This window comes from Cellulomonas sp. Root485 (assembly GCF_001426705.1).
Taxonomy (GTDB): Bacteria; Actinomycetota; Actinomycetes; order Actinomycetales; family Cellulomonadaceae; genus Cellulomonas.
Window position 1 is genome coordinate 882,833 of sequence record NZ_LMFC01000002.1, and the last position, 18,671, is coordinate 901,503.

The window sequence follows — 18,671 nt, forward strand, 5'->3', positions numbered from 1 at the left end:
GCGTGAGCGATCATTGTCTCTCGTCCAACCACCCGCCCGTGCCGAGCGGACCGCGACCCGCGCGGTCCCGGCGGGCCATCGGCGGGCGACCGACGGGAGGCCCGAGGTGACCGGAGAGCGGCTGCGCCTGATGGCGGTGCACGCCCACCCCGACGACGAGTCGAGCAAGGGCGCCGCGACCACGGCGAAGTACGCGGCCGAGGGCGTCGACGTCCTCGTCGTGTCGTGCACGGGTGGGGAGCGCGGCGACGTGCTCAACCCGCAGCACCCCGCGGTCGAGGGCGGGCTGGACGGCATGCGGGAGTACCGCAAGCACGAGATGGCCGCCGCGGCGCTCGCGCTGGGGGTGCAGCACCGGTGGCTCGGCTTCGTCGACTCCGGGCTGCCCGAGGGCGACCCGCTGCCGCCGCTGCCGGAGGGGTGCTTCGCGCTCGTCCCGCTGGAGGAGGCGTCAGCCCCGCTGGTCGAGCTGGTCCGCGAGTTCCGGCCCCACGTGATCACCACGTACGACCCGTCGGGCGGCTACCCGCACCCCGACCACATCATGTGCCACCGGGTGTCGGCCGAGGCGTTCGACGCCGCCGGCGACCCGGAGCGCTACCCCGGTCTCGGTGAGCCGTGGACGCCGTCGAAGCTCTACTACAACCACGGCTTCTCGCTCGCGCGCATGCGGGCGGTGCACGACGCGATCGTCGCCGCCGGGCGCGAGTCCCCGTTCGGCGACTGGCTCGACTCCCGGCAGGCCCGCGAGGTGCCCGAACGCGAGGTGACCACGCACATCGAGTGCTCGGCGTACTTCGCGCAGCGGGACGACGCCCTGCGTGCCCACGCCACCCAGATCGATCCCGACGGCTTCTTCTTCGCGGTGCCGCGCGAGCTCGAGGTCGCCCAGTGGCCCACCGAGGAGTACGAGCTCGCGTCGTCCCGCGTGCCGGTCACGCTGCCCGAGGACGACCTGTTCGCCGGCCTGCGTGGGGGCGACACCGCATGATCGGCCTGCTGCTCGCCGCGGCACCCAGCCCTTCGCCGTCGGACGTCACGATCGACGGCACGCCGGTGGGCTCGCCGGGGTTCCTCGGGTTCGTGTTCACGTTCGCGCTCGCGATCGCCGTGGTCTTCCTGTTCCTCTCGCTGACCAAGCAGCTGCGCGTCGTCGACCGCCGGGCGAAGTCCCTCGGGCTCGACGACGAGGACGAGGGCGACGACCGCACGGCCGGTCCGCACGCCGACCTCGGGATGGTCGACGCCGGCGCCGGGGGACCGGATCTCGAGGTCGACGCGGACGTCGAGGTCGCCCCGCGGGACGTCGCGCCCGAGGAGAAGCCCGACGACCCGGGCCCTCTGCGATGACCCCCGCGCCGCCGCAGCGGCCCGCCGTGCGCGTGACCGTGGCGCAGCTGCAGGTCAGCGACGACCACACCGCCAACCGCGAGGTCGTGGAGGACGCCTTCCAGACGGCGTCCCGCGCCAGCGCGGACCTGCTGGTGCTGCCGGAGTACGCGTCGGGGTTCGACCCCCGCGGCGTCGGCGCGGAGCACGCGGAGCCGCTCGACGGCCCGTTCGTGACGATGCTGCGCACGAGGGCGAGGGCCACGGGCGTGGCGGTGCTGGCCGGGACGACGCTGCCGGCGGACGGCGACGACCCCCGCGCGGTGAACGCGGTCGTGGCCGTCGACGGGACCGGGGAGCTGGTCGGGGTGTACCGCAAGGTGCACCTCTACGACGCGTTCGGGCAGCGGGAGTCGGACCGGCTGGTGCCGGGTCCGTCGGACGCCCCGCCGCTCGTGCTCGAGGTGGGCGGCCTGACCTTCGGGGTGCTCACCTGCTACGACCTGCGGTTCCCGGAGTCGGCGCGCCGCGTGGTCGACGCGGGCGCGCAGGTGCTCGTCGTCCCTGCCGCGTGGGCGGCCGGGGAGCTCAAGGCGATGCACTGGCGGACGCTCGCGATCGCCCGGGCCATCGAGAACACGGCCGCGGTGGTCGCTGTGGGGCAGGCCGGGCGGGGGGTCACCGGGCGCTCGCTCGTGGTGGCGCCCGACGGCGTCGTCGGCCTGGAGGTGGACGAGGCGGCGCAGGTGCGGACCGTGGACGTGGACGGTGCGGCGCTGCTGCGCGTCCGGGAGCAGAACCCGTCGCTGAGCAACCGGCGCTACACGGTGGTCCCGGTCTGACCCGTCAGGCCGAGCCGTACGACGCCATCGACACCGCGATGTAGTGGCAGCCGTACCCGACCACCGTCAGCACGTGGAAGATCTCGTGGAACCCGAACCAGCGCGGGCTCGGGTTCGGCCACTTGGTGCCGTACACCACCGCGCCGAGCGTGTAGGCGAGGCCGCCCCCGGCGATGAGCAGCACGATCGCCAGGCCGCCGGACCGGTAGAACTCGGGGAAGAACCAGACGGCGACCCAGCCGAGCGCCACGTACACGGGGACGTAGACCCAGCGGGGGGCGCCGAGCCAGAACACGCGCGCGAGCAGGCCGACGAGGGCACCGGACCACACGACGATGAGCAGCGTGCGGGCGGTGTCGGCCGGGAGCAGCAGGACCGACAGCGGCGTGTAGGTGCCCGCGATGATGAGGAAGATGTTGGTGTGGTCGAGCCGGCGCAGCACCCCGGCGACCTTGGGTGACCAGTGGCCCCGGTGGTAGACCGCGCTGGTGCCGAACAGCATCACGGCGGTGAGGCCGAAGACGGCGGTGGACCACTTGGCCAGCGGCGTCGGGGACAGCACGACGAGCACGATCGACGCGACGAGCACGAACGGGGTGACGCCCGCGTGGATCCAGCCCCGCAGGTGCGGCTTGACGGCGTCGGCCAGTCCCGTGTGGGCCTCGGACGGCGCCGCGGCCGGTGCGCCCGGCTGTCCTGGGGCGGGCGCGGGGGAGGAGCTCATGGACCGGACTCGATTCGTCAGCGGAAACCTACGACACCGTAGGTTACGACACCGTAACTAGGGTGTCGACCGTGTCGCGGGCGATGTGACGCGGTCGACGCTGCCCTCGGAGACACCCCCGAAACTACCGCTGGGCGAGCCCTGTGAAGGTCCCGTGCACTGTCGTCCCGCGGGCGGCGACACCGGGTCCGCGGAGCGCCCCCGGCGAGTACGGTGAGCGGGTTCCCGTCGCCTGGACCAAGGAGTGCGCGTGCGTCTGCCCCACCCGCTCTACGGGCTGTACGAACGCCGGCTGGCGGCGTCGCTCCCGAAGGACGGACTGCCACGGCACGTCGGCGTCATCCTCGACGGCAACCGCCGCTGGGCACGCAGCGTGGGGGAGTCCACCCGGCACGGGCACCAGGCGGGTGCGGACAAGATCGCGGACCTGCTCGAGTGGAGCGAGGACATCGGGGTCGAGGTCGTCACGCTGTGGATGCTGTCCACGGACAACCTCGCGCGAGGTGCCGACGAGCTCGAGCAGCTGCTCGGGATCATCGAGGACGCGGTCGGGTCGCTCGCGGCGACGGGGCGCTGGCGGATCCAGGCCGTCGGCGCGCTCGAGATGCTCCCGGACCACACCGTCAAGGCCCTCGTCTCCGCGGAGGAGGCGACCGCCGGCGTCACCGGCCTGCACGTGAACGTCGCGGTCGGCTACGGCGGGCGCAAGGAGATCGCCGACGCCGTGAAGTCGTTCCTGCGGCAGCACGCCGACGCAGGGTCCAGCCTGGACGAGCTCGCGGAGGCGTTCGACGTCGAGCACATCGCCGAGCACCTGTACACGAAGGGCCAGCCGGACCCCGAGCTCGTGATCCGCACGTCGGGCGAGCAGCGGCTCGGCGGGTTCCTGCTCTGGCAGAGCGCGCACTCCGAGTTCTACTTCTGCGAGGCCTACTGGCCCGACTTCCGGCGGGTCGACTTCCTGCGCGCGGTCCGCGCGTACGCCGCGCGGGAGCGGCGCGGCGGACGATGAGTCGTCCGGGTTAATTCTGCGGACGGCCGTCCAGCTCGTTCGAGGACCTTCTGACGCTCCGACCTGCGGGTCTGTTCCGCGGGTGCGCCGAGGGCTCCGAACGGCCCTCGTGAACACCGTGTAAACACCTTCGCGTGCCTCCCCGTGGGGGCCCTGTGACGGGCTTATGTTCCGCCGTAGAGGACAGCGACCGCCGTCCCCGGGAGGCCAGCCCATGGAGCATCCGCTCCGGGAGGAGGGCCGGATCCGGCCCTCTGTTCCTGGAGGGGCCGACCGCCCCCGTCCCGTCGCCGTACGTCGGTGCGTGGTCCTGCTCTGGCAGGACGCCGGTGTCCGGTGCCCGTCTCGGCGCACGTAGCGCCGAAGGGAGCCTGCCGTGGTCAGCAACGCGCAGCACGACCCCCAGTCGGACGTCATCGACGGCCGCAAGACCCACGTGCTCGACACCTCGGTGCTCCTCTCAGACCCGCGGGCGATCCTGCGGTTCGCGGAGCACGACGTGGTCCTCCCCGTCGTCGTCATCACGGAGCTCGAGGCCAAGCGGCACCACGCCGAGCTCGGCTACTTCGCCCGGTCCGCACTGCGGATGCTGGACGACCTGCGCATCGAGCACGGCCGCCTCGACATCCCGATCCCCCTCGGGACCGAGGGCGGCACGCTGCGGGTCGAGCTGAACCACACGGATCCCAGCGCCCTGCCCGACGGGTTCCGGCTGGGCGACAACGACACCCGGATCCTCGCGGTGGCGGCCAACCTCGCCGCCGAGGGGCGGGACGTGGTCGTCGTCTCCAAGGACCTGCCGATGCGCGTCAAGGCCTCCGCGGTGGGGCTGACCGCCGAGGAGTACCGCGCCGAGCTGGCCGTCGACTCGGGCTGGACCGGCATGGACGCGCTGGACCTGTCCGAGCAGCAGATGTCGACCCTGTGGGAGCACGAGACGATCCCGCTCGCCGACGTGCCCGCCGGCTTCGGTACGGGCACCCCGAACCCGAACGACCTGATCTGCCACACCGGCGTCGTGCTGCACAGCCCTCGCGGCTCGGCACTCGGCCGGGTGACCGCGGACAAGCACGTGCAGCTGGTCCGCGGTGACCAGGACGTGTTCGGTCTGCACGGGCGCAGCGCGGAGCAGCGGATCGCGATCGACCTCCTGCTCGACGAGGAGATCGGCATCGTCTCGCTCGGCGGGCGCGCCGGGACCGGCAAGTCGGCGCTCGCCCTGTGCGCCGGGCTGGAGGCGGTGCTGGAGCGTCGCCAGCACCGCAAGGTCATGGTGTTCCGGCCCCTGTACGCGGTCGGCGGCCAGGACCTCGGCTACCTGCCCGGGAGCGCCGACGAGAAGATGAACCCCTGGGCGCAGGCCGTCTTCGACACCCTCGGGGCCCTGGTGTCCAAGGAGGTCGTCGAGGAGATCATGGACCGCGACATCCTCGAGGTGCTGCCGCTCACCCACATCCGCGGACGCTCGCTGCACGACGCGTTCGTCATCGTCGACGAGGCCCAGTCGCTCGAGCGCAACGTCCTGCTGACCGTGCTGTCCCGCATCGGGCAGAGCTCGCGCGTGGTGCTCACGCACGACGTGGCCCAGCGCGACAACCTGCGCGTCGGCCGGCACGACGGGGTCGCGGCGGTGATCGAGGCGCTCAAGGGCCACCCCCTGTTCGCGCACATCACGCTCACCCGTTCGGAGCGCTCGCCCGTCGCCGCGCTGGTGACCGAGCTGCTGGAGAGCATCGAGGTCTGACCGACCGCCGAACGCCCGGGCACCCCGCGTGGGTGCCCGGGCGTTCACGCGTGCTCGTGACCGGTCTGGAGCTCCCGGACGAGCGCGCCGAGCCCGATGCCGAGCGCGTGCCGCTCCTCGGGGCTCAGCCGGGCGAGCAGCCGGCCGTGGTGCTCGCTCAGCTCCGCGCCCACGCGGTCGGCGACGTCCCGCCCGTGCGCGGTCAGCGTCAGCCGGTACAGGCGCCGGTCGTCGGCGTCGCGCTCGCGGCTCAGCCAGCCGCGCTCCTGCATCGCCGCCGCGAGACGGCTCACGGTGCTCTTCTCCAGGCCGAGACGGGCGGCCAGCTCCTGCTGCGACAGGGCGCCCGCCTCGACCAGCTCGCCGAGCGCGAACGTCTCCGACACCGACAGCCGGATCCCGGCGTGCTCATGGGACGGCTGGACCGGCTCGAGGAAGCCGCTCGAGCGCGCGATCTGCTGGATGAACCGGCGCAGGTCGTCCTCGGGGAAGGTTGTGCTCTGCAACTGTTTCGCCTACTGTCGTCGTAAGAGTTGTGACGTACAACTGTAGGGGAGAACCTCCATGACCGACACCGAGCACCACCAGCACCGCCGCCCGCACGGACGCCTGCACGGCCTCCTGACCACGCACGGCCACGGGATGGGGCCCATGGACGACCCGGCACGCTACGAGCGCCTCTCGGGTCGCGTCGCGTCCCGGCTCTACCGCCGCGTCGCCCGCGACGTCAGTGCGCTGCGGCTCCCCGACGGAGGCCGCGTGCTCGACGTCGGCACCGGACCGGGGACGATGCCGCGGCGCATCGCCGAGACCGCGCCCGGGCTCCAGGTCGACGCGATCGACGTCGCGCCCGAGATGATCGCGTGGGCGCAGCGGACCACGACCCCGGGCGTGACCTACACGGTCGCCGACGTCGCGGCGCTGCCCTGGCCCGACGCCACCTTCGACGTCGTCGTGTCCACCCTCAGCCAGCACCACTGGCCCGACGTGGACGCCGGCCTGCGGGAGGTCCGACGGGTGCTGCGACCCGGCGGGCAGGCGTGGGTCTACGACGTCCGGTGGGCGCTCCCGCAGGAGGAGTCCGTGGCCGCGTCGCTCGGGACCGGCACCTCCGTCGTGCGGGAGCGGCGGCTCGCCCGGTCGTCGTGGCTGAACCCCATCGGTCGCCTGGTGCTGCGCCCCGTCTGACTCGTCAGCCTGCGACCAGCTTCCCGTCGGCGATGTGGATCACGCGGTCGGCCAGCGACACCATCAGCGGGTCGTGCGTGGACACGATGGCCGTCATCCCCTCGGCCTCGACGACCGCGCGGATCAGCGCCATCACGGCCGTGCCGGTCTCGGTGTCCAGCTGGCCCGTCGGCTCGTCCGCCACCAGGAGGCGGGGGGAGTTGGCCAAGGAGCGGGCGATGGCGACACGCTGCTGCTGCCCGCCGGACAGCTCGCCCGGGCGCTGCAGCGCGTGGGGGCCGAGGCCGACCAGGTCGAGCAGGAGCTGGACGCGGGCCTCGCGGTCGGCGGTCGGCAGCTTGCGCAGCCGCAGCGGCACCCCGACGTTCTCCGCGGCGGACAGGACCGGCACCAGGCCGAACGTCTGGAACACGAACGAGACGACGTCCCGGCGCAGCTCGACCAGTCCGCGCTCGTCGAGCGAGGAGACCTCACGTCCGTCGACGACCACGCGGCCGCCGTCGGGCCGGTCCAGGCCGCCGACGACGTTGAGCAGCGTCGTCTTGCCCGATCCCGAGCGGCCGACGAGCGCGACCAGCTCGCCCGGCGCGACCGTGAAGGACACGTCCTGGAGGGCGTGCACGGCCGCCGAGCCTGTCCCGTAGGTGCGGCTGACGTGCTCGACGCGGACGACGGGCTCGGTGCTCGTGGCGTCCGCCGGGACGGCGGTGGTGAGGGCGGTGGTCACCGGTCGGCCTCCTGGTCGGCGGGGGGAGCCGGGACGACGGGCGTCGACCCTGTCGGCGGGGCCGAGTGCCGCCCGGACGGTCGGCCGGGGTCACGCGTGGGCACGGGCCGGTCCGGCCACAGCGACACGTGCGACTCCTCCAGGGCGAGCCGCACCCGGCCGACCAGGTTGAGGGCCTCCCGGTACTCGCGCGGCAGCTGCACCCGGCCGGCCCGGTCGAGCACCGCCAGCTCCTCGGCCACCACGTGCTCGGTGCCGTCGTCGCGGGTGTGCGTGCGCCGGACGGTCTCGGAGCTGGTCCGACCGTCGCGGATGGCGACCGTCCGCTGCACGTGCTCGCTCACCCCGGGGTCGTGCGTGACGATGACGACCGTGGTGCCCAGCTCGCGGTTGACGGTCCGCAGACCTTCGAGGACGTCGTGCGACGTGGCGGAGTCGAGCTCGCCGGTGGGCTCGTCGGCGAACAGGACCTGCGGGGAGTTGGCGAGGGCGACCGCGATCGCGACGCGCTGCTGCTCGCCGCCGGACATCTGCCCGGGCCGGCGGTCGGCGCAGTAGCCGACGCCGAGGACCTCGAGCAGCTCGGCCGCCCGGCGGTCGCGTTCCTTGCGCCGCACCCCGGCGAGCGCCAGCGGGAAGGCCACGTTCTCCGTGCCGCTCAGGTACGGCACCACGTTGCGGGCGGTCTGCTGCCAGACGAACCCGACCATCGAGCGTCGGTACTCCACCCGCTGCTTGCTCGACATCGCCATGAGGTCCCAGGGGCCGACCCGCACCTTGCCGGCCGTGGGGACGTCCAGGCCGGACAGCACGGACAGCAGCGTCGACTTGCCCGAGCCGGAGGCGCCGACGATCGCGAGGAGCTCACCCTCCTCCACGAGCAGGTCGAGGCCCTGGAGCGCCTGCACCTCGACGCCCTCGGACTGGTAGATGCGCACCAGCGAGTCGCACACGATGAGCGCGTGCTCGCCGAAGTCGCCGGTCCGCTGCCGGGCGCGCGCCTCGAGCGCGCCGAGCGTGGGTTCGTCCTGCACAACCGTCATGAGTGCCTCCACCCTGTCGTCCGGTTCATCGCTCGCCCACCCGGAGCACCTCGCCCAGCCGGTCCCGCCGCCGGACCGCCGACTCGACGCCCACCGCGACCGCGAGAGCGCCCAGCACCACGACGGTCGCCCCGACGATCGGGACCCACGTGACCTGCAGGACCGTGGCCGCCGGGTGGCCCGTCAGCAGGTCGAGACCCAGCGCACCTGTGAGCACCCACGGGACCGCGATGCCGATCGCCGTCCCCGCCAGCACCGCCGAGAGCGCGAGCGGAGCCAGCTCGCCGAACGTCATCGCACGGGCCGTGCGCGCGTCCAGGCCGAGCGTCCGCAGCGCCGACAGCGTCCGTCCGCGCTCGCGGCTGGTGGCCACGACGGTGAGCACCAGCGCGAGCGCCGCGTAGCCGGCGAGGACCAGGCCCGTCGCGACGAGCAGCGCCAGCAGGCCGGCGTTCAGGGGCGACGTCTGCCACGTCGTGAGCCACGCGTCACGCTCGATGACGGTGAGGCCGGGGGTGGCGGTCAGTCCCGCGTCGCGGACGGCGGCGACCGCCCCCGGGCCGTCGACCCAGGTGGTCGTCGTGCGGACGTCGTCGGCGAGCGCGTCGGCGAACACCTCGCGGTCGACGACCACGACGCCCTCCGCCTCCGTCAGCGTCGACGCGTTCGCCGGCAGGACCGGTGGGTCGCTGACGGTGCCGACGACGTCGAGGTCGACGAACCCCTGGGCGCCGAGGAGCGCGGGGGTGATGAGGGCCGCCGTGCTCTGCAGCGACGGGGAGATGAGCGCCGGGATGCCGCCGTCTGCGCTCGCCGACCCGAGCTCGGCCAGACCCGGGTCGACCGTGCGGCCGTGGGCGGCAAGGATCCGGGCGAGCTCCGCCGCGTCCACCATCAGCACCTGCGCCTTGACCCCGCTGGAGCTGCCGAACGTCCGGTCGCTCAGAGCGGTGGCCCGGGCGACCCCGGTCACGCCGGTCGCGTTGCGCAGGTCCGCGACGACGTCGTCGTCGAGGTTCCCGTCGACCCGCACCTGCGCCCCGACCACGATGTCCGCGGCGGTGCGCTGCCCGGCGGTGACGGTGACGGCCATGGTGCCGCAGAACACGACCAGGGCGATGGCGATCATCAGGGCGAGCAGAGGGACACGCGTGCCGCCCGTGCTGCTCGCCCGGGCGGTCGCGACCACAGGCACCAGGCCGCGCCGGTGGGACGCGAGCCTCGACAGCGCGCGCAGCGTGGGCGGGAGCGCCCGGGCGACGAGGACGGTCGCGGCGCAGGCCAGCAGGACCGGGGTGGCGGCGAGCAGGAGGTCGACGCCCCCGGTGGCGGTCTGCACGAGCCCGCGTCCCCGCGTCGAGACCAGGGCGGCGACGGCGATCGCGACGAGCGCGAGCTCGCCGGTGAGGCGGCGGACGCGGCGCCGGCCGAGCGCTCGCTCGCGGTCGGCACGGTTCGCGGGCAGCCGGCGGCCCGTCCACGCTCCGGCCACCACGACCGCCGCGGCGATCGCGGGCGCTGCGACGGCCACCACCACGATCACCGCCGCCGTCAGCCAGCTGCCCCGAGGGTCCGGCGCGACCAGCCAGGCGAGCGCGGCGCCCACGGCGGTGGCGACGGCGACGAGCGGCACGCTCTCCGTCAGCGCGCGCAGGGCGACCGAGGCGATCGACGCCCCGCGGGCGCGCTCGGCGAGCAGGAACGTCTCTCGCCGGACCACGAGCAACCGTGCGGCCAGCACGAGCGTGAGCGCCCCGACCGCGGCGAGACCGACGAGCAGCACCGACGCCTGAGCGGTCGCCCCGAGGAGGCGGGCGTCCGCCGAGCGCAGCACCCTGTCCAGCTCGCTGTCGACCGACGGCGTGCGCCCGTCGGACCCCGCCAGCGGACCCGGCTGGGCGACGATCTGCGACACGGCACGCGCGACCTCTCCGGTGTCGGTGGCGCGCAGTGTGGCCGCGACGGTCGGGAACCGGAAGGCCGTGCTGGTCGACTGGGACGACTGCATCGCGAGCATGGCGTCGGGCAGCGAGGCGTCCGAGACGAGGAGCCCAGCACTCCCGAGGACCTCGGCTGCGGCGGGCGGGGGTTGCAGGTCGAGGAGGTCGGCGTACGTCGACCACACCGGCGACGTGACGTCGGCGGGCTCGTACAGACCGGTCACGACGGCCACGGCGTCGCCGCGGGTCGGCCCGTTGAGCGGCAGACGCTGCCCGACGGCGAGGCCGAGCTGGTCCGCGGCGGCGGCCGACACGCCGACCTCGACGAGGCGCGGGTCGGCCGAGCGGGCCGGGTGCTCGGGGGACGTGCGCGGCTCGATCCCGGAGACCCACCGGACCACCGGCGCGGTCGTGGTCGGGGTGCCCAGGTGGACGAGCCGCGTCGACACCAGGTCGTCGCCCAGCCGTGCGGTGAGCGGCGCGCTCCGGACGGCGGTCACCACGGGACCGGTCACGGCCTGCACGGACTCCGGCAACGAGGTCCGCATGTCCGTCGCCGCGTTCGCGACCAGGGTCGCCGCGTTGTCGACGCGCGCGGGCTGCCCGTCGGGCCCGACGGCTCCGATGCCCGGACCGCTGCCCAGGACGGTCACCACGTCCGCCGGCGGTCCGGCGTCCCGGACGGCACCCTGCACGCCCGCGTCGGCCATCCGCAGCACGATCCGGGGGACGGCGAGCGCGATGAGCACCGTGACGGCCAGCACGACCGCGGCGAGGACGAGCAGCCCGGCGTCCTGGCGGCTCCGTCGGCGGGCGACGAGCACCGCGTCGCCGCTGGTCGAGCGCCAGCCCGCAGCGGCCCGTGCGCGCACGGTCGTCGTGGTCATCGCTCGTCCCCCAGTCGCAGCAGCTCGCCCGAGGCCCGGCGCAGCAGGGAGCTCGTGGTGAGCGCCACGGCTCCGCCCACCAGCACCACGAGCGCGACGACCAGGGCCGCCTGCGTGGGCCACGGCCACTGGACGACCACGGCCGGGACGGGCCGGCTGCCCTCGGCGGACACCGTGACGAGCGGGGCGACCACCTGACCGAGGACCGCCCCGAGCACCAGACCGGCGACCAGGCCGAGCACGCCGACGATCCCGTGCTCGACCAGCACGGAGCGGACCAGCCCGGATCGCGCGGCCCCGAGGGCCTGCAGCCGGGCCAGCTCGAGGCGGCGCGTGCGCACCGACACCGTCGCGCTCATCGCGAAGCCTGCGACCGCGAGCGCCACCGCGGCCACCGTCACGATCCACAGCGCCGCCTGCACGCCGACGCGCAGCGGCCCGTCGGTGGCCACCTCGCGTGCGGTCACGCGGTCGACGGCGATGCCGAGGTCCTCGACGCGGACCTTCTCCACCAGTGCGGGCGCGCTCGCGTCGGGCACCTGGAGCCACCACTCGTCCAGCAGCGGGTCCGTGGACGAGCCGAGGAGGGCCGCTCGTGTCAGCAGGTCACGGTCGACCAGCATCGCCGCACCGGTGGGCAGGCCGGGCAGGTAGGCGACCACCCGGTCGACGACCACCGGGAGCCGGACGCCTTCGAGGTCGATCTCGAACGCGTCGCCTGGCCCGGCGGAGAAGGCAGCCGCGAGGGTGTCGGTCACGACGACCCGGAGGGCGCCCGGCGAGGGGAACGTCGTCGCGGCGAACGCCGAGCGGCCGAACAGGATCTCGAGGAGGTCCACCGCGCCGGACACGTGCAGCGCCTCGCCGTCGGTCCGGATGCCGAGCAGGGGCCGGTTGCCGTTGTCCTGGAGCGCGCCCTGGACCGTCCAGGTCACCGCGGTGAGCGGCACCGGGGTGACGGTGTCGGTGTCGGCCCCCGCGGGTCGTTCGACGGCGCGCAGGTTGCTCACGATCACGTCGACCTGCGCCTCCGTCGACGGACTGTCGAACAGCCCGTCCGTGTCGGTGGACTCGGGCAGGATCTGCGCGACGAGGCCGACCAGCTTCAGGCCCGGGGCGGTGGCGGGCAGAGTGGCACCGACGTCGACCGAGGTCGCCCCGACGGGCACGGGGGGCAGCTCCACCGGGGTGCGGGTCCCCAGTGGGTCCTCGACGACGAGGCTCACCAGCAGGACTCCCGGCAGGGGGGCGGCCAGGGAGCTCTGGAGGTCGAGGAGGAGGCCGCTGGGGGAGCCGGGGAGCGCGATGCTCGTCGCCGGCGCCGCAGGCCGCAGCGGTGCCGCGAGCGTGCCCCAGGACGGCGAGATCCGGCCGCGCAGCAGGGCGTCGGCCTGCGTGGTGTCGACCGCGAGGAGGTTCACGGACCGGCCCCGGGTCTCGCCCGCGCTGTCGGCGGGGTAGCCCAGGTCGACCGACCGGAAGGTCACCGGGCTGGTCGCCTGGGCATCGTCCAGGGTTGCGACGGTGCTCGACTGGGCGATGCCCGAGCCGGCCACGCGGTCCAGCCGGACGTCGGTCCCGACGGCGAGGTCGACCTGGTCGCCCTGGGAGGTCCGCCACGTGCTGAGGAAGGACTGGGAGAACGTGCCGACCGCCAGGGCGAGCGTGAGCAGGAGCACCGCGCCGGCCGCCCGACCGGGGCGCCGGCCGACCTCCCACGCGGCGAGCGGGGAGACGAGCGACCGGCTCCGAGCCGCCATCCGCTCGCCGACGCGCGCGATCAGCGGCAGCAGCCGCAGCGCGAGGACGGCACCGGCGAGCAGCAGCAACGCGGGTGCGGCCACCAGGAGGGGGTCGATCCGACCGGGACCCGCCTCGGCGACGGGGGACCGGTAGGCGCGCAGCTGCCATACGGCGAGCCCCGCGAGCACGAGGAGGGCGACGTCGGCGCCGGAGCGCGCCAGCCCGCCGCGACGGTCCTGCCGCACGAGCTGCTGCTCGGCGTCGACGACGCTGCCCCGACGGCGCAGGAGCGGACCGAGGAGAACCGCCGCGAGCACGAACGACGAGACCGCGCACGTGATCCAGAGCGACGGGGGTCGGCCCGGGTCGTGGTGCAGACCGGCTTCCGCGAGAGGGCCGACGGCGGTGATGGCCTGGAACAGCAGCCCCGCCAGCCACGGTGACACGAGCGTCGTCACGAGGGCGACGACGGCCGCCTCCAGCGTCGCCAGGCGCAGGAGCTGGCGGCCCGACGCGCCGCGCGAGGCCATGAGGGTCTGCTCGGGCGCCCGCCGGTCGGCCAGCAGGCGTGCCGCGAGCAGGAGGACGGTGACGGCGAGGACGACGAGCATGAGGCCGACGATGACGAGGCTGACCCGGGTCACCGCGAGGTTGCTCTGCGCCACGTCGATCGTGGCCGCCAGCCGGGAGCTGAACGCGCTCGAGCTGGTGAGGTTGGTGGTGGCGGAGACCAAGGAGGCCTGGGCGGTGTCGAGCCGGCCGCGCAGCGCGTCGACCGCCCCCGGCGGGCTGTCCACCAGCTGCGGGGACGCGACGAGGGTGGCCTGCGCGACCGAGCCGGGGTCCGTGAGGGTGCCCGGGGCGACGACGAACGGTCCCCAGGCGTCGGTGGCCAGGAACCCGAAGCTGCCCGGCACCGGGTACCGCGGATCGTGCTCGGCACCGAGGAGCAGGTCACGGGTCCACCCGCTGGCGGGCCCGTCGAGCTCATGGATCCCGACGACGACCACCGCGCTGTCCTCGTACGTGGTGAAGCTCATGACCGGGAGCACGGTGCCGATGGTCCAGCCGTACTTCTCGGCGGCGACCTTCGGGACGGAGACCTGGACCCGCCCGCCGTCGTCCGTCGCGGTGGTGGGCCACTGGCCGGTCAGCAGGGTCGCGTGCGACGGCACGTCGGGGTAGTCGGCGAGGTAGGCCATCGGCTGGATGTAGCCGTCCTCGCCGGTGAGCCGGTACATGGGCGAGGTGAGCCACGCGGTCCGCGTCGACGGGACGTCGCCCAGGAGCTCGTCGAGATACGCCTCGGCGGCGTCGGTGGCGACGAGCGGGCTGCCGCGCTGGAGCGTGAGGTCCACGTCGATGTCGGTGGCCGTCGCGGGGGCCCGCGTGAGGGCGGTGTCGAGGGCGCGGTGCTCGCTGGTGAACAGCAGGAGGGCGAAGGTTCCGAGGAGTGAGGCACCGATGAGGGCGACGGCCACGACGGTCGCCAGGAGAGTCCGCTGGGCGGCGGCGCGGTGGCGTAGCACGCGCAGGCTCCAGCCCATCCGACCTCCTCGTCCCGGGGCGCAGCAAGAGAGGGACGTCACTGCGCGGTCCGGCGATCGTAAAGGAGTCGCAACGACGTGTGGGAGCGATCCCGCAGTTGTGATCGAACCGATACGAACTGGCGCGACGCGCGCTGCTCCGCGGGGTATATTCCAACCGGAATAATAGATCCGGAGGTAGGACATGGCCGAGCTCTCGGCGGTCGCGGTGCTCGTGCTCGGGCTCCTGCACGAGCAGCCGATGCACCCGTACCAGCTGCACCAGACCCTCGTGGAGCGCGGTGACACCCGCATCGTGCGCGTCAACCCGGGCGCCGTCTACCACGGTGTCGAGCGGCTCGAGCGCGACGGTCTGGTCGAGGTGGTCGGCACCGACCGCACAGGCAAGCGTCCCGAGCGCACCACCTACCGGATCACCGACGCCGGCCGGACCGAGTTCGCCGTCCGGCTCACCAGCCTGCTCGGCGACGAGCACCCGGCCTACCCGCTCTTCTCGGTCGGTCTGGCCGAGGCCAACGAGCTGCCCGTCGACGAGGTCGTCACCCAGCTCGTCCGCCGGCGGGACCGCAAGGTCGCGCACCGGGACCGACTCTCCGTGTCCTACGACTCGCTCAGCCGGCTGGGCCTGCCCCGGCGGTACCTCCTCGACGTCGAGCACGACCTGGCCACCCTGCGCGCCGAGATCGACTGGCTCGGCCGCACCGTCACCGAGCTGCAGTCCGGCGCCCTCGACTGGACCAGCCCGATCCCTGACTCGTTCCACGAGGCGAAACGCGCCCTGCGCGCCGCCGATCCACTCCCGAAGGACATCTCATGAGCTCTGAGCAGCCTCGCGCGCTCGTCGACCTGCACGGACGCAGTCCGTGGAGCATCCTGCCCGCCCTCTGCCTGGGCTTCTTCATGATCATGGTCGACACCACGATCGTGAACATCGCGATCCCGTCACTGGTCACGGCGTTCGACGCCGACCTGACGGCGGTCGGCTGGGTCAACAGCGCCTACCTGCTGACGTTCGCCACGCTGCTGCTGGTCACGGGCCGCCTGGGCGACCGGTTCGGGCCGCGGCCCGTCTTCGTGCTCGGGCTCGTCATCTTCACGGTCACGTCGCTGCTCTGCGGCCTGTCGGGGTCGATCGAGATGCTCATCGTCGCCCGCGCGCTCCAGGGCGTCGGCGCCGCGCTGATGACCCCGCAGACGATGTCGATGATCACGCGGGTCTTCCCGCCGCAGAAGCGTGGCGCGGCGATGGGCCTGTGGGGGGCCGTCGCCGGCATCGCGACCATCACCGGCCCGGTCCTCGGCGGCCTGCTGGTCCAGACGGTGGGCTGGGAGTGGATCTTCTACGTCAACATCCCCGTCGGCGTCGTCGCCCTCGTGCTCGCGCTGCGGACGCTCCCCACCCTCCCCACGGCGAACCGCTCGTTCGACGGCCTCGGTGTCCTGCTGTCCGTGGTCGGCATGTTCCTCGTCGTGTTCGGTCTCCAGGAGGGCGCGACCTACGACTGGGGCACCATCACCGGACCGATCACGGTGTGGGGCGTCATCGGCGCCGGCGTCGCCGTGCTCGTCGGCTTCGTCCTCTGGCAGCGCCACCGCGGCAGCGACGCGCTGCTGCCGCTGACCCTGTTCCACAGCCGCAACTTCTCGCTGTCCAACGTGGCCGGCGGTGCCGTGACCTTCGCGATGATCGGCATCTTCTTCCCGTTCACGCTCTTCCTGCAGGAGGTCCTCGGCCTGAGCCCGCTGAACGCGGCGCTCGTCGGGCTCCCGGGTTCGCTCCTGTCCGGCGTCGTCGCCCCGTTCGCGGGCCGGCTGTCGGACAAGGTCGCCGGCAAGTGGGTCGTCGCCAGCGGGTTCGCCATCCTGTCGGTCGCCATCACGTGGCTCGCGCTCGCGGTCCAGCCCGACGCCCCCGTCTGGCACCTGGTCCTGCCGATGACCCTGTTCGGCATCGGCACCGGCGCGCTCTTCTCGCCGCTGGCCAACCTGGCCACCTCGGGTCTCGACGGCCGCACCGCCGGCGCCGGCGCCGGCGCGTTCAACACGACCCGGCAGATCGGCGGCGTCATCGGCTCCGCGGCGATCGTCGCCATGCTGACCTCGCGGCTCGCGGTCACCATCCCGGCCGCCGCCGAGGCGGCCGCCGACCAGGTCCCCGAGCAGTTCCGGCAGTCGTTCGTCGACGGGTTCGCGTCGGGGAACTTCGCCAGTGGCGCGGCCCCGCAGCTGCCGTCGACGGTGCCGGCCGATGTCGCAGCACAGATCGGGCAGGTCGCGCAGCAGGCGGTGCACTCCGGCTTCGCCACCGCGGTGACGCAGACGATGCTGCTCACGGTCGGTGTGCTGGTGCTGGGACTCGTCTCCAGCCTGGCGATGAAGGGCGGCCGCCCGCTGCACCACCCGGCCGCCCCCGAGCGCGTGGCCGCCGAGGTCTGACCGGTACGACGACGGCCCCGGGGGTGATCCCCGAGGCCGTCGTCGTCATCGTGAAGAGTTCGTCGCGCCAGGTGCGACAAGGTCTTCCGCCTGATGTCAGGCCTGCGGCGGCCGCGTCATGCTCAGGACGTCCAGCGCGCTGTCCAGCTGCTCCTCGGTGACCTCGCCGCGCTCGACGAAGCCGAGGTCGATCACCGCGGCACGGACGGTGATCCCGTGCTTGACGGCGTGCTTGGCGATCTTCGCCGCGGCCTCGTACCCGATCACGCGGTTCAGCGGCGTGACGATCGACGGCGACGACTCGGCCAGGGCGCGGGCCCGCTCGACGTTGGCGACGAGCCCGACGACGGTCTTGTCCGCGAGCAGGCGCGACGCGTTGGCCAGCAGACGGACCGACTCCAGCACGCCCGCGGCGATCACGGGGATCTGCACGTTGAGCTCGAACGACCCGCTCGCACCGGCCCACGCGACGGTCGCGTCGTTGCCCACGACGCGCGCGGCGACCATCAGCACGGCCTCCGGGATCACCGGGTTGACCTTGCCGGGCATGATCGACGAGCCCGGCTGCAGGTCGGGGATCGCGATCTCGCCGAGGCCGGTGTTCGGGCCGGAGCCCATCCAGCGCAGGTCGTTGCAGATCTTGGTGAGGCTGACCGCGATCGTGCGCAGCGCGCCCGACAGCTCGACCAGCCCGTCGCGCGAGCTCTGCGCCTCGAAGTGGTCGCGGGCCTCGGTCAGCGGCAGGCCGGTGTCCTCGCGGAGCAGCGCGATGACCCGCTGCGGGAAGCCCGCCGGGGTGTTGATGCCGGTGCCCACCGCGGTGCCGCCCAGCGGGACCTCCGCGGTGCGGGGGAGCGCCGACTCGAGCCGCTCGATGCCGTACCGGACGGCGGCCGCGTAGCCCCCGAACTCCTGGCCCAGCGTCACGGGGGTGGCGTCCATCAGGTGGGTGCGCCCGGACTTCACGACGGTCGCCCACTCGGCGGACTTCGCCTCCAGCGACTCGGCGAGGTGCTCCAGCGCCGGGATGAGGTCGCGGACGACGCCGGCCGTCGCCGCCACGTGCACCGACGTCGGGAACACGTCGTTCGACGACTGCGACGCGTTGACGTGGTCGTTCGGGTGCACGTCGCGCCCGAGGAGCCGCGTCGCCAGCGTCGCGAGGACCTCGTTGGTGTTCATGTTCGAGCTGGTGCCCGAGCCGGTCTGGTAGACGTCGATCGGGAAGTCGCCGTCGTGCGCGCCGCTCGCGACGTCGTCGGCGGCGGCGACGATGGCGTCCGCGACGTCCTGCTCCAGCACGCCCAGCTCGGCGTTCGCGCGGGCGGCGGCCTTCTTGATGCGGGCGAGCGCCTCGATGTGGCTGCGCTCGAGGCGGCTGCCGGAGATCGGGAAGTTCTCGACCGCCCGCTGGGTCTGCGCGCGGTAGAGGGCGTCGACGGGGACGCGCACCTCACCCATCGTGTCGTGCTCGATGCGGAACTCAGAAGTCATGCCAGCCATCCTGCC

General features: G+C 73.7%; 15 protein-coding genes. 8 read left to right on the top strand and 7 right to left on the bottom strand.

What is annotated here, in order from left to right; all coding sequences use genetic code 11:
- Positions 1-106 precede the first annotated feature (106 nt).
- The 3 genes from mca to ASD16_RS12650 are packed head-to-tail and all read left to right on the top strand — an operon-like array spanning position 107 to position 2,171.
- The gene (gene mca, locus ASD16_RS12640) at positions 107-991 is read left to right on the top strand and encodes a mycothiol conjugate amidase Mca (RefSeq protein WP_055917587.1); all 885 of its coding nucleotides are present in this window, start codon (positions 107-109) and stop codon (positions 989-991) included.
- Positions 988-1,350 carry a hypothetical protein gene (locus ASD16_RS12645; protein WP_055917589.1) on the top strand — a complete coding sequence of 121 codons (363 nt, stop codon included), beginning with the start codon at positions 988-990 and terminating at the stop codon, positions 1,348-1,350. The genes mca and ASD16_RS12645 overlap by 4 nt, the downstream gene beginning before the upstream one ends.
- The gene (locus tag ASD16_RS12650; RefSeq protein WP_055917592.1) at positions 1,347-2,171 is read left to right on the top strand and encodes a carbon-nitrogen hydrolase family protein; all 825 of its coding nucleotides are present in this window, start codon (positions 1,347-1,349) and stop codon (positions 2,169-2,171) included. Before ASD16_RS12645 ends, ASD16_RS12650 begins: the two co-directional genes overlap by 4 nt.
- A 4-nt stretch (positions 2,172-2,175) precedes the next feature.
- Here the strand turns inward: ASD16_RS12650 and ASD16_RS12655 are convergent, their stop codons facing one another.
- The gene (locus ASD16_RS12655) at positions 2,176-2,895 is read right to left on the bottom strand and encodes a hemolysin III family protein (protein WP_055917597.1); all 720 of its coding nucleotides are present in this window, start codon (positions 2,893-2,895) and stop codon (positions 2,176-2,178) included.
- A 250-nt stretch (positions 2,896-3,145) separates the two neighbouring features.
- On the opposite strand from ASD16_RS12655, the gene ASD16_RS12660 reads away from it, so the two are divergent.
- Together ASD16_RS12660 and ASD16_RS12665 are read left to right on the top strand one after the other, a co-directional pair.
- Complete coding sequence (locus tag ASD16_RS12660) at positions 3,146-3,907, top strand: isoprenyl transferase (protein ID WP_055917600.1); 762 nt, start codon at positions 3,146-3,148, stop codon at positions 3,905-3,907.
- A gap of 376 nt (positions 3,908-4,283) precedes the next feature.
- Positions 4,284-5,651, top strand: coding sequence for a PhoH family protein (locus ASD16_RS12665; protein WP_055917603.1), 1,368 nt, complete (start codon positions 4,284-4,286; stop codon positions 5,649-5,651).
- Between the two features lie 44 nt (positions 5,652-5,695).
- Here the strand turns inward: ASD16_RS12665 and ASD16_RS12670 are convergent, their stop codons facing one another.
- On the bottom strand, positions 5,696-6,157 hold the full coding sequence (locus ASD16_RS12670) for a MarR family winged helix-turn-helix transcriptional regulator (protein ID WP_055917606.1): 462 nt from the start codon (positions 6,155-6,157) through the stop codon (positions 5,696-5,698).
- Positions 6,158-6,215: 58 nt separating this feature from the next.
- On the opposite strand from ASD16_RS12670, the gene ASD16_RS12675 reads away from it, so the two are divergent.
- Complete coding sequence (locus ASD16_RS12675; protein ID WP_055917609.1) at positions 6,216-6,839, top strand: class I SAM-dependent methyltransferase; 624 nt, start codon at positions 6,216-6,218, stop codon at positions 6,837-6,839.
- 4 nt (positions 6,840-6,843) lie between these two features.
- Here ASD16_RS12675 and ASD16_RS12680 read toward each other — a convergent pair whose 3' ends face one another.
- The 4 genes from ASD16_RS12680 to ASD16_RS12695 are packed head-to-tail and all read right to left on the bottom strand — an operon-like array spanning position 6,844 to position 14,726.
- Positions 6,844-7,566: an ABC transporter ATP-binding protein gene (locus ASD16_RS12680; protein WP_055917612.1), complete on the bottom strand. Its 723-nt coding sequence runs from the start codon at positions 7,564-7,566 to the stop codon at positions 6,844-6,846.
- Positions 7,563-8,609 carry an ABC transporter ATP-binding protein gene (locus tag ASD16_RS12685; RefSeq protein WP_055918400.1) on the bottom strand — a complete coding sequence of 349 codons (1,047 nt, stop codon included), beginning with the start codon at positions 8,607-8,609 and terminating at the stop codon, positions 7,563-7,565. Before ASD16_RS12685 ends, ASD16_RS12680 begins: the two co-directional genes overlap by 4 nt.
- 25 nt (positions 8,610-8,634) lie before the next feature.
- The gene (locus ASD16_RS12690; protein WP_055917615.1) at positions 8,635-11,436 is read right to left on the bottom strand and encodes an ABC transporter permease; all 2,802 of its coding nucleotides are present in this window, start codon (positions 11,434-11,436) and stop codon (positions 8,635-8,637) included.
- Positions 11,433-14,726, bottom strand: a complete 3,294-nt coding sequence (locus ASD16_RS12695) for an FtsX-like permease family protein (RefSeq protein ID WP_055917619.1) — start codon at positions 14,724-14,726, stop codon at positions 11,433-11,435. The genes ASD16_RS12690 and ASD16_RS12695 overlap by 4 nt, the downstream gene beginning before the upstream one ends.
- Positions 14,727-14,910: 184 nt before the next feature.
- On the opposite strand from ASD16_RS12695, the gene ASD16_RS12700 reads away from it, so the two are divergent.
- Positions 14,911-15,543, top strand: a complete 633-nt coding sequence (locus ASD16_RS12700; protein ID WP_055917622.1) for a PadR family transcriptional regulator — start codon at positions 14,911-14,913, stop codon at positions 15,541-15,543.
- Complete coding sequence (locus ASD16_RS12705) at positions 15,540-17,162, top strand: DHA2 family efflux MFS transporter permease subunit (protein WP_082570816.1); 1,623 nt, start codon at positions 15,540-15,542, stop codon at positions 17,160-17,162. Before ASD16_RS12700 ends, ASD16_RS12705 begins: the two co-directional genes overlap by 4 nt.
- 96 nt (positions 17,163-17,258) lie before the next feature.
- Here the strand turns inward: ASD16_RS12705 and ASD16_RS12710 are convergent, their stop codons facing one another.
- Positions 17,259-18,656 carry a class II fumarate hydratase gene (locus ASD16_RS12710; RefSeq protein WP_055917625.1) on the bottom strand — a complete coding sequence of 466 codons (1,398 nt, stop codon included), beginning with the start codon at positions 18,654-18,656 and terminating at the stop codon, positions 17,259-17,261.
- Between the last annotated feature and the right edge of the window lie 15 nt (positions 18,657-18,671).

Coding starts and splice junctions, on each gene's coding strand:
- ASD16_RS12645 (WP_055917589.1), top strand. CDS start 988: ATGATCGGCCTGCTGCTCGCCGCGGCACCCAGCCCTTCGCCGTCGGAC.
- ASD16_RS12650 (WP_055917592.1), top strand. CDS start 1,347: ATGACCCCCGCGCCGCCGCAGCGGCCCGCCGTGCGCGTGACCGTGGCG.
- ASD16_RS12655 (WP_055917597.1), bottom strand. CDS start 2,895: ATGAGCTCCTCCCCCGCGCCCGCCCCAGGACAGCCGGGCGCACCGGCC.
- ASD16_RS12675 (WP_055917609.1), top strand. CDS start 6,216: ATGACCGACACCGAGCACCACCAGCACCGCCGCCCGCACGGACGCCTG.
- ASD16_RS12685 (WP_055918400.1), bottom strand. CDS start 8,609: ATGACGGTTGTGCAGGACGAACCCACGCTCGGCGCGCTCGAGGCGCGC.
- ASD16_RS12690 (WP_055917615.1), bottom strand. CDS start 11,436: ATGACCACGACGACCGTGCGCGCACGGGCCGCTGCGGGCTGGCGCTCG.
- ASD16_RS12695 (WP_055917619.1), bottom strand. CDS start 14,726: ATGGGCTGGAGCCTGCGCGTGCTACGCCACCGCGCCGCCGCCCAGCGG.
- ASD16_RS12700 (WP_055917622.1), top strand. CDS start 14,911: ATGGCCGAGCTCTCGGCGGTCGCGGTGCTCGTGCTCGGGCTCCTGCAC.
- ASD16_RS12705 (WP_082570816.1), top strand. CDS start 15,540: ATGAGCTCTGAGCAGCCTCGCGCGCTCGTCGACCTGCACGGACGCAGT.
- ASD16_RS12710 (WP_055917625.1), bottom strand. CDS start 18,656: ATGACTTCTGAGTTCCGCATCGAGCACGACACGATGGGTGAGGTGCGC.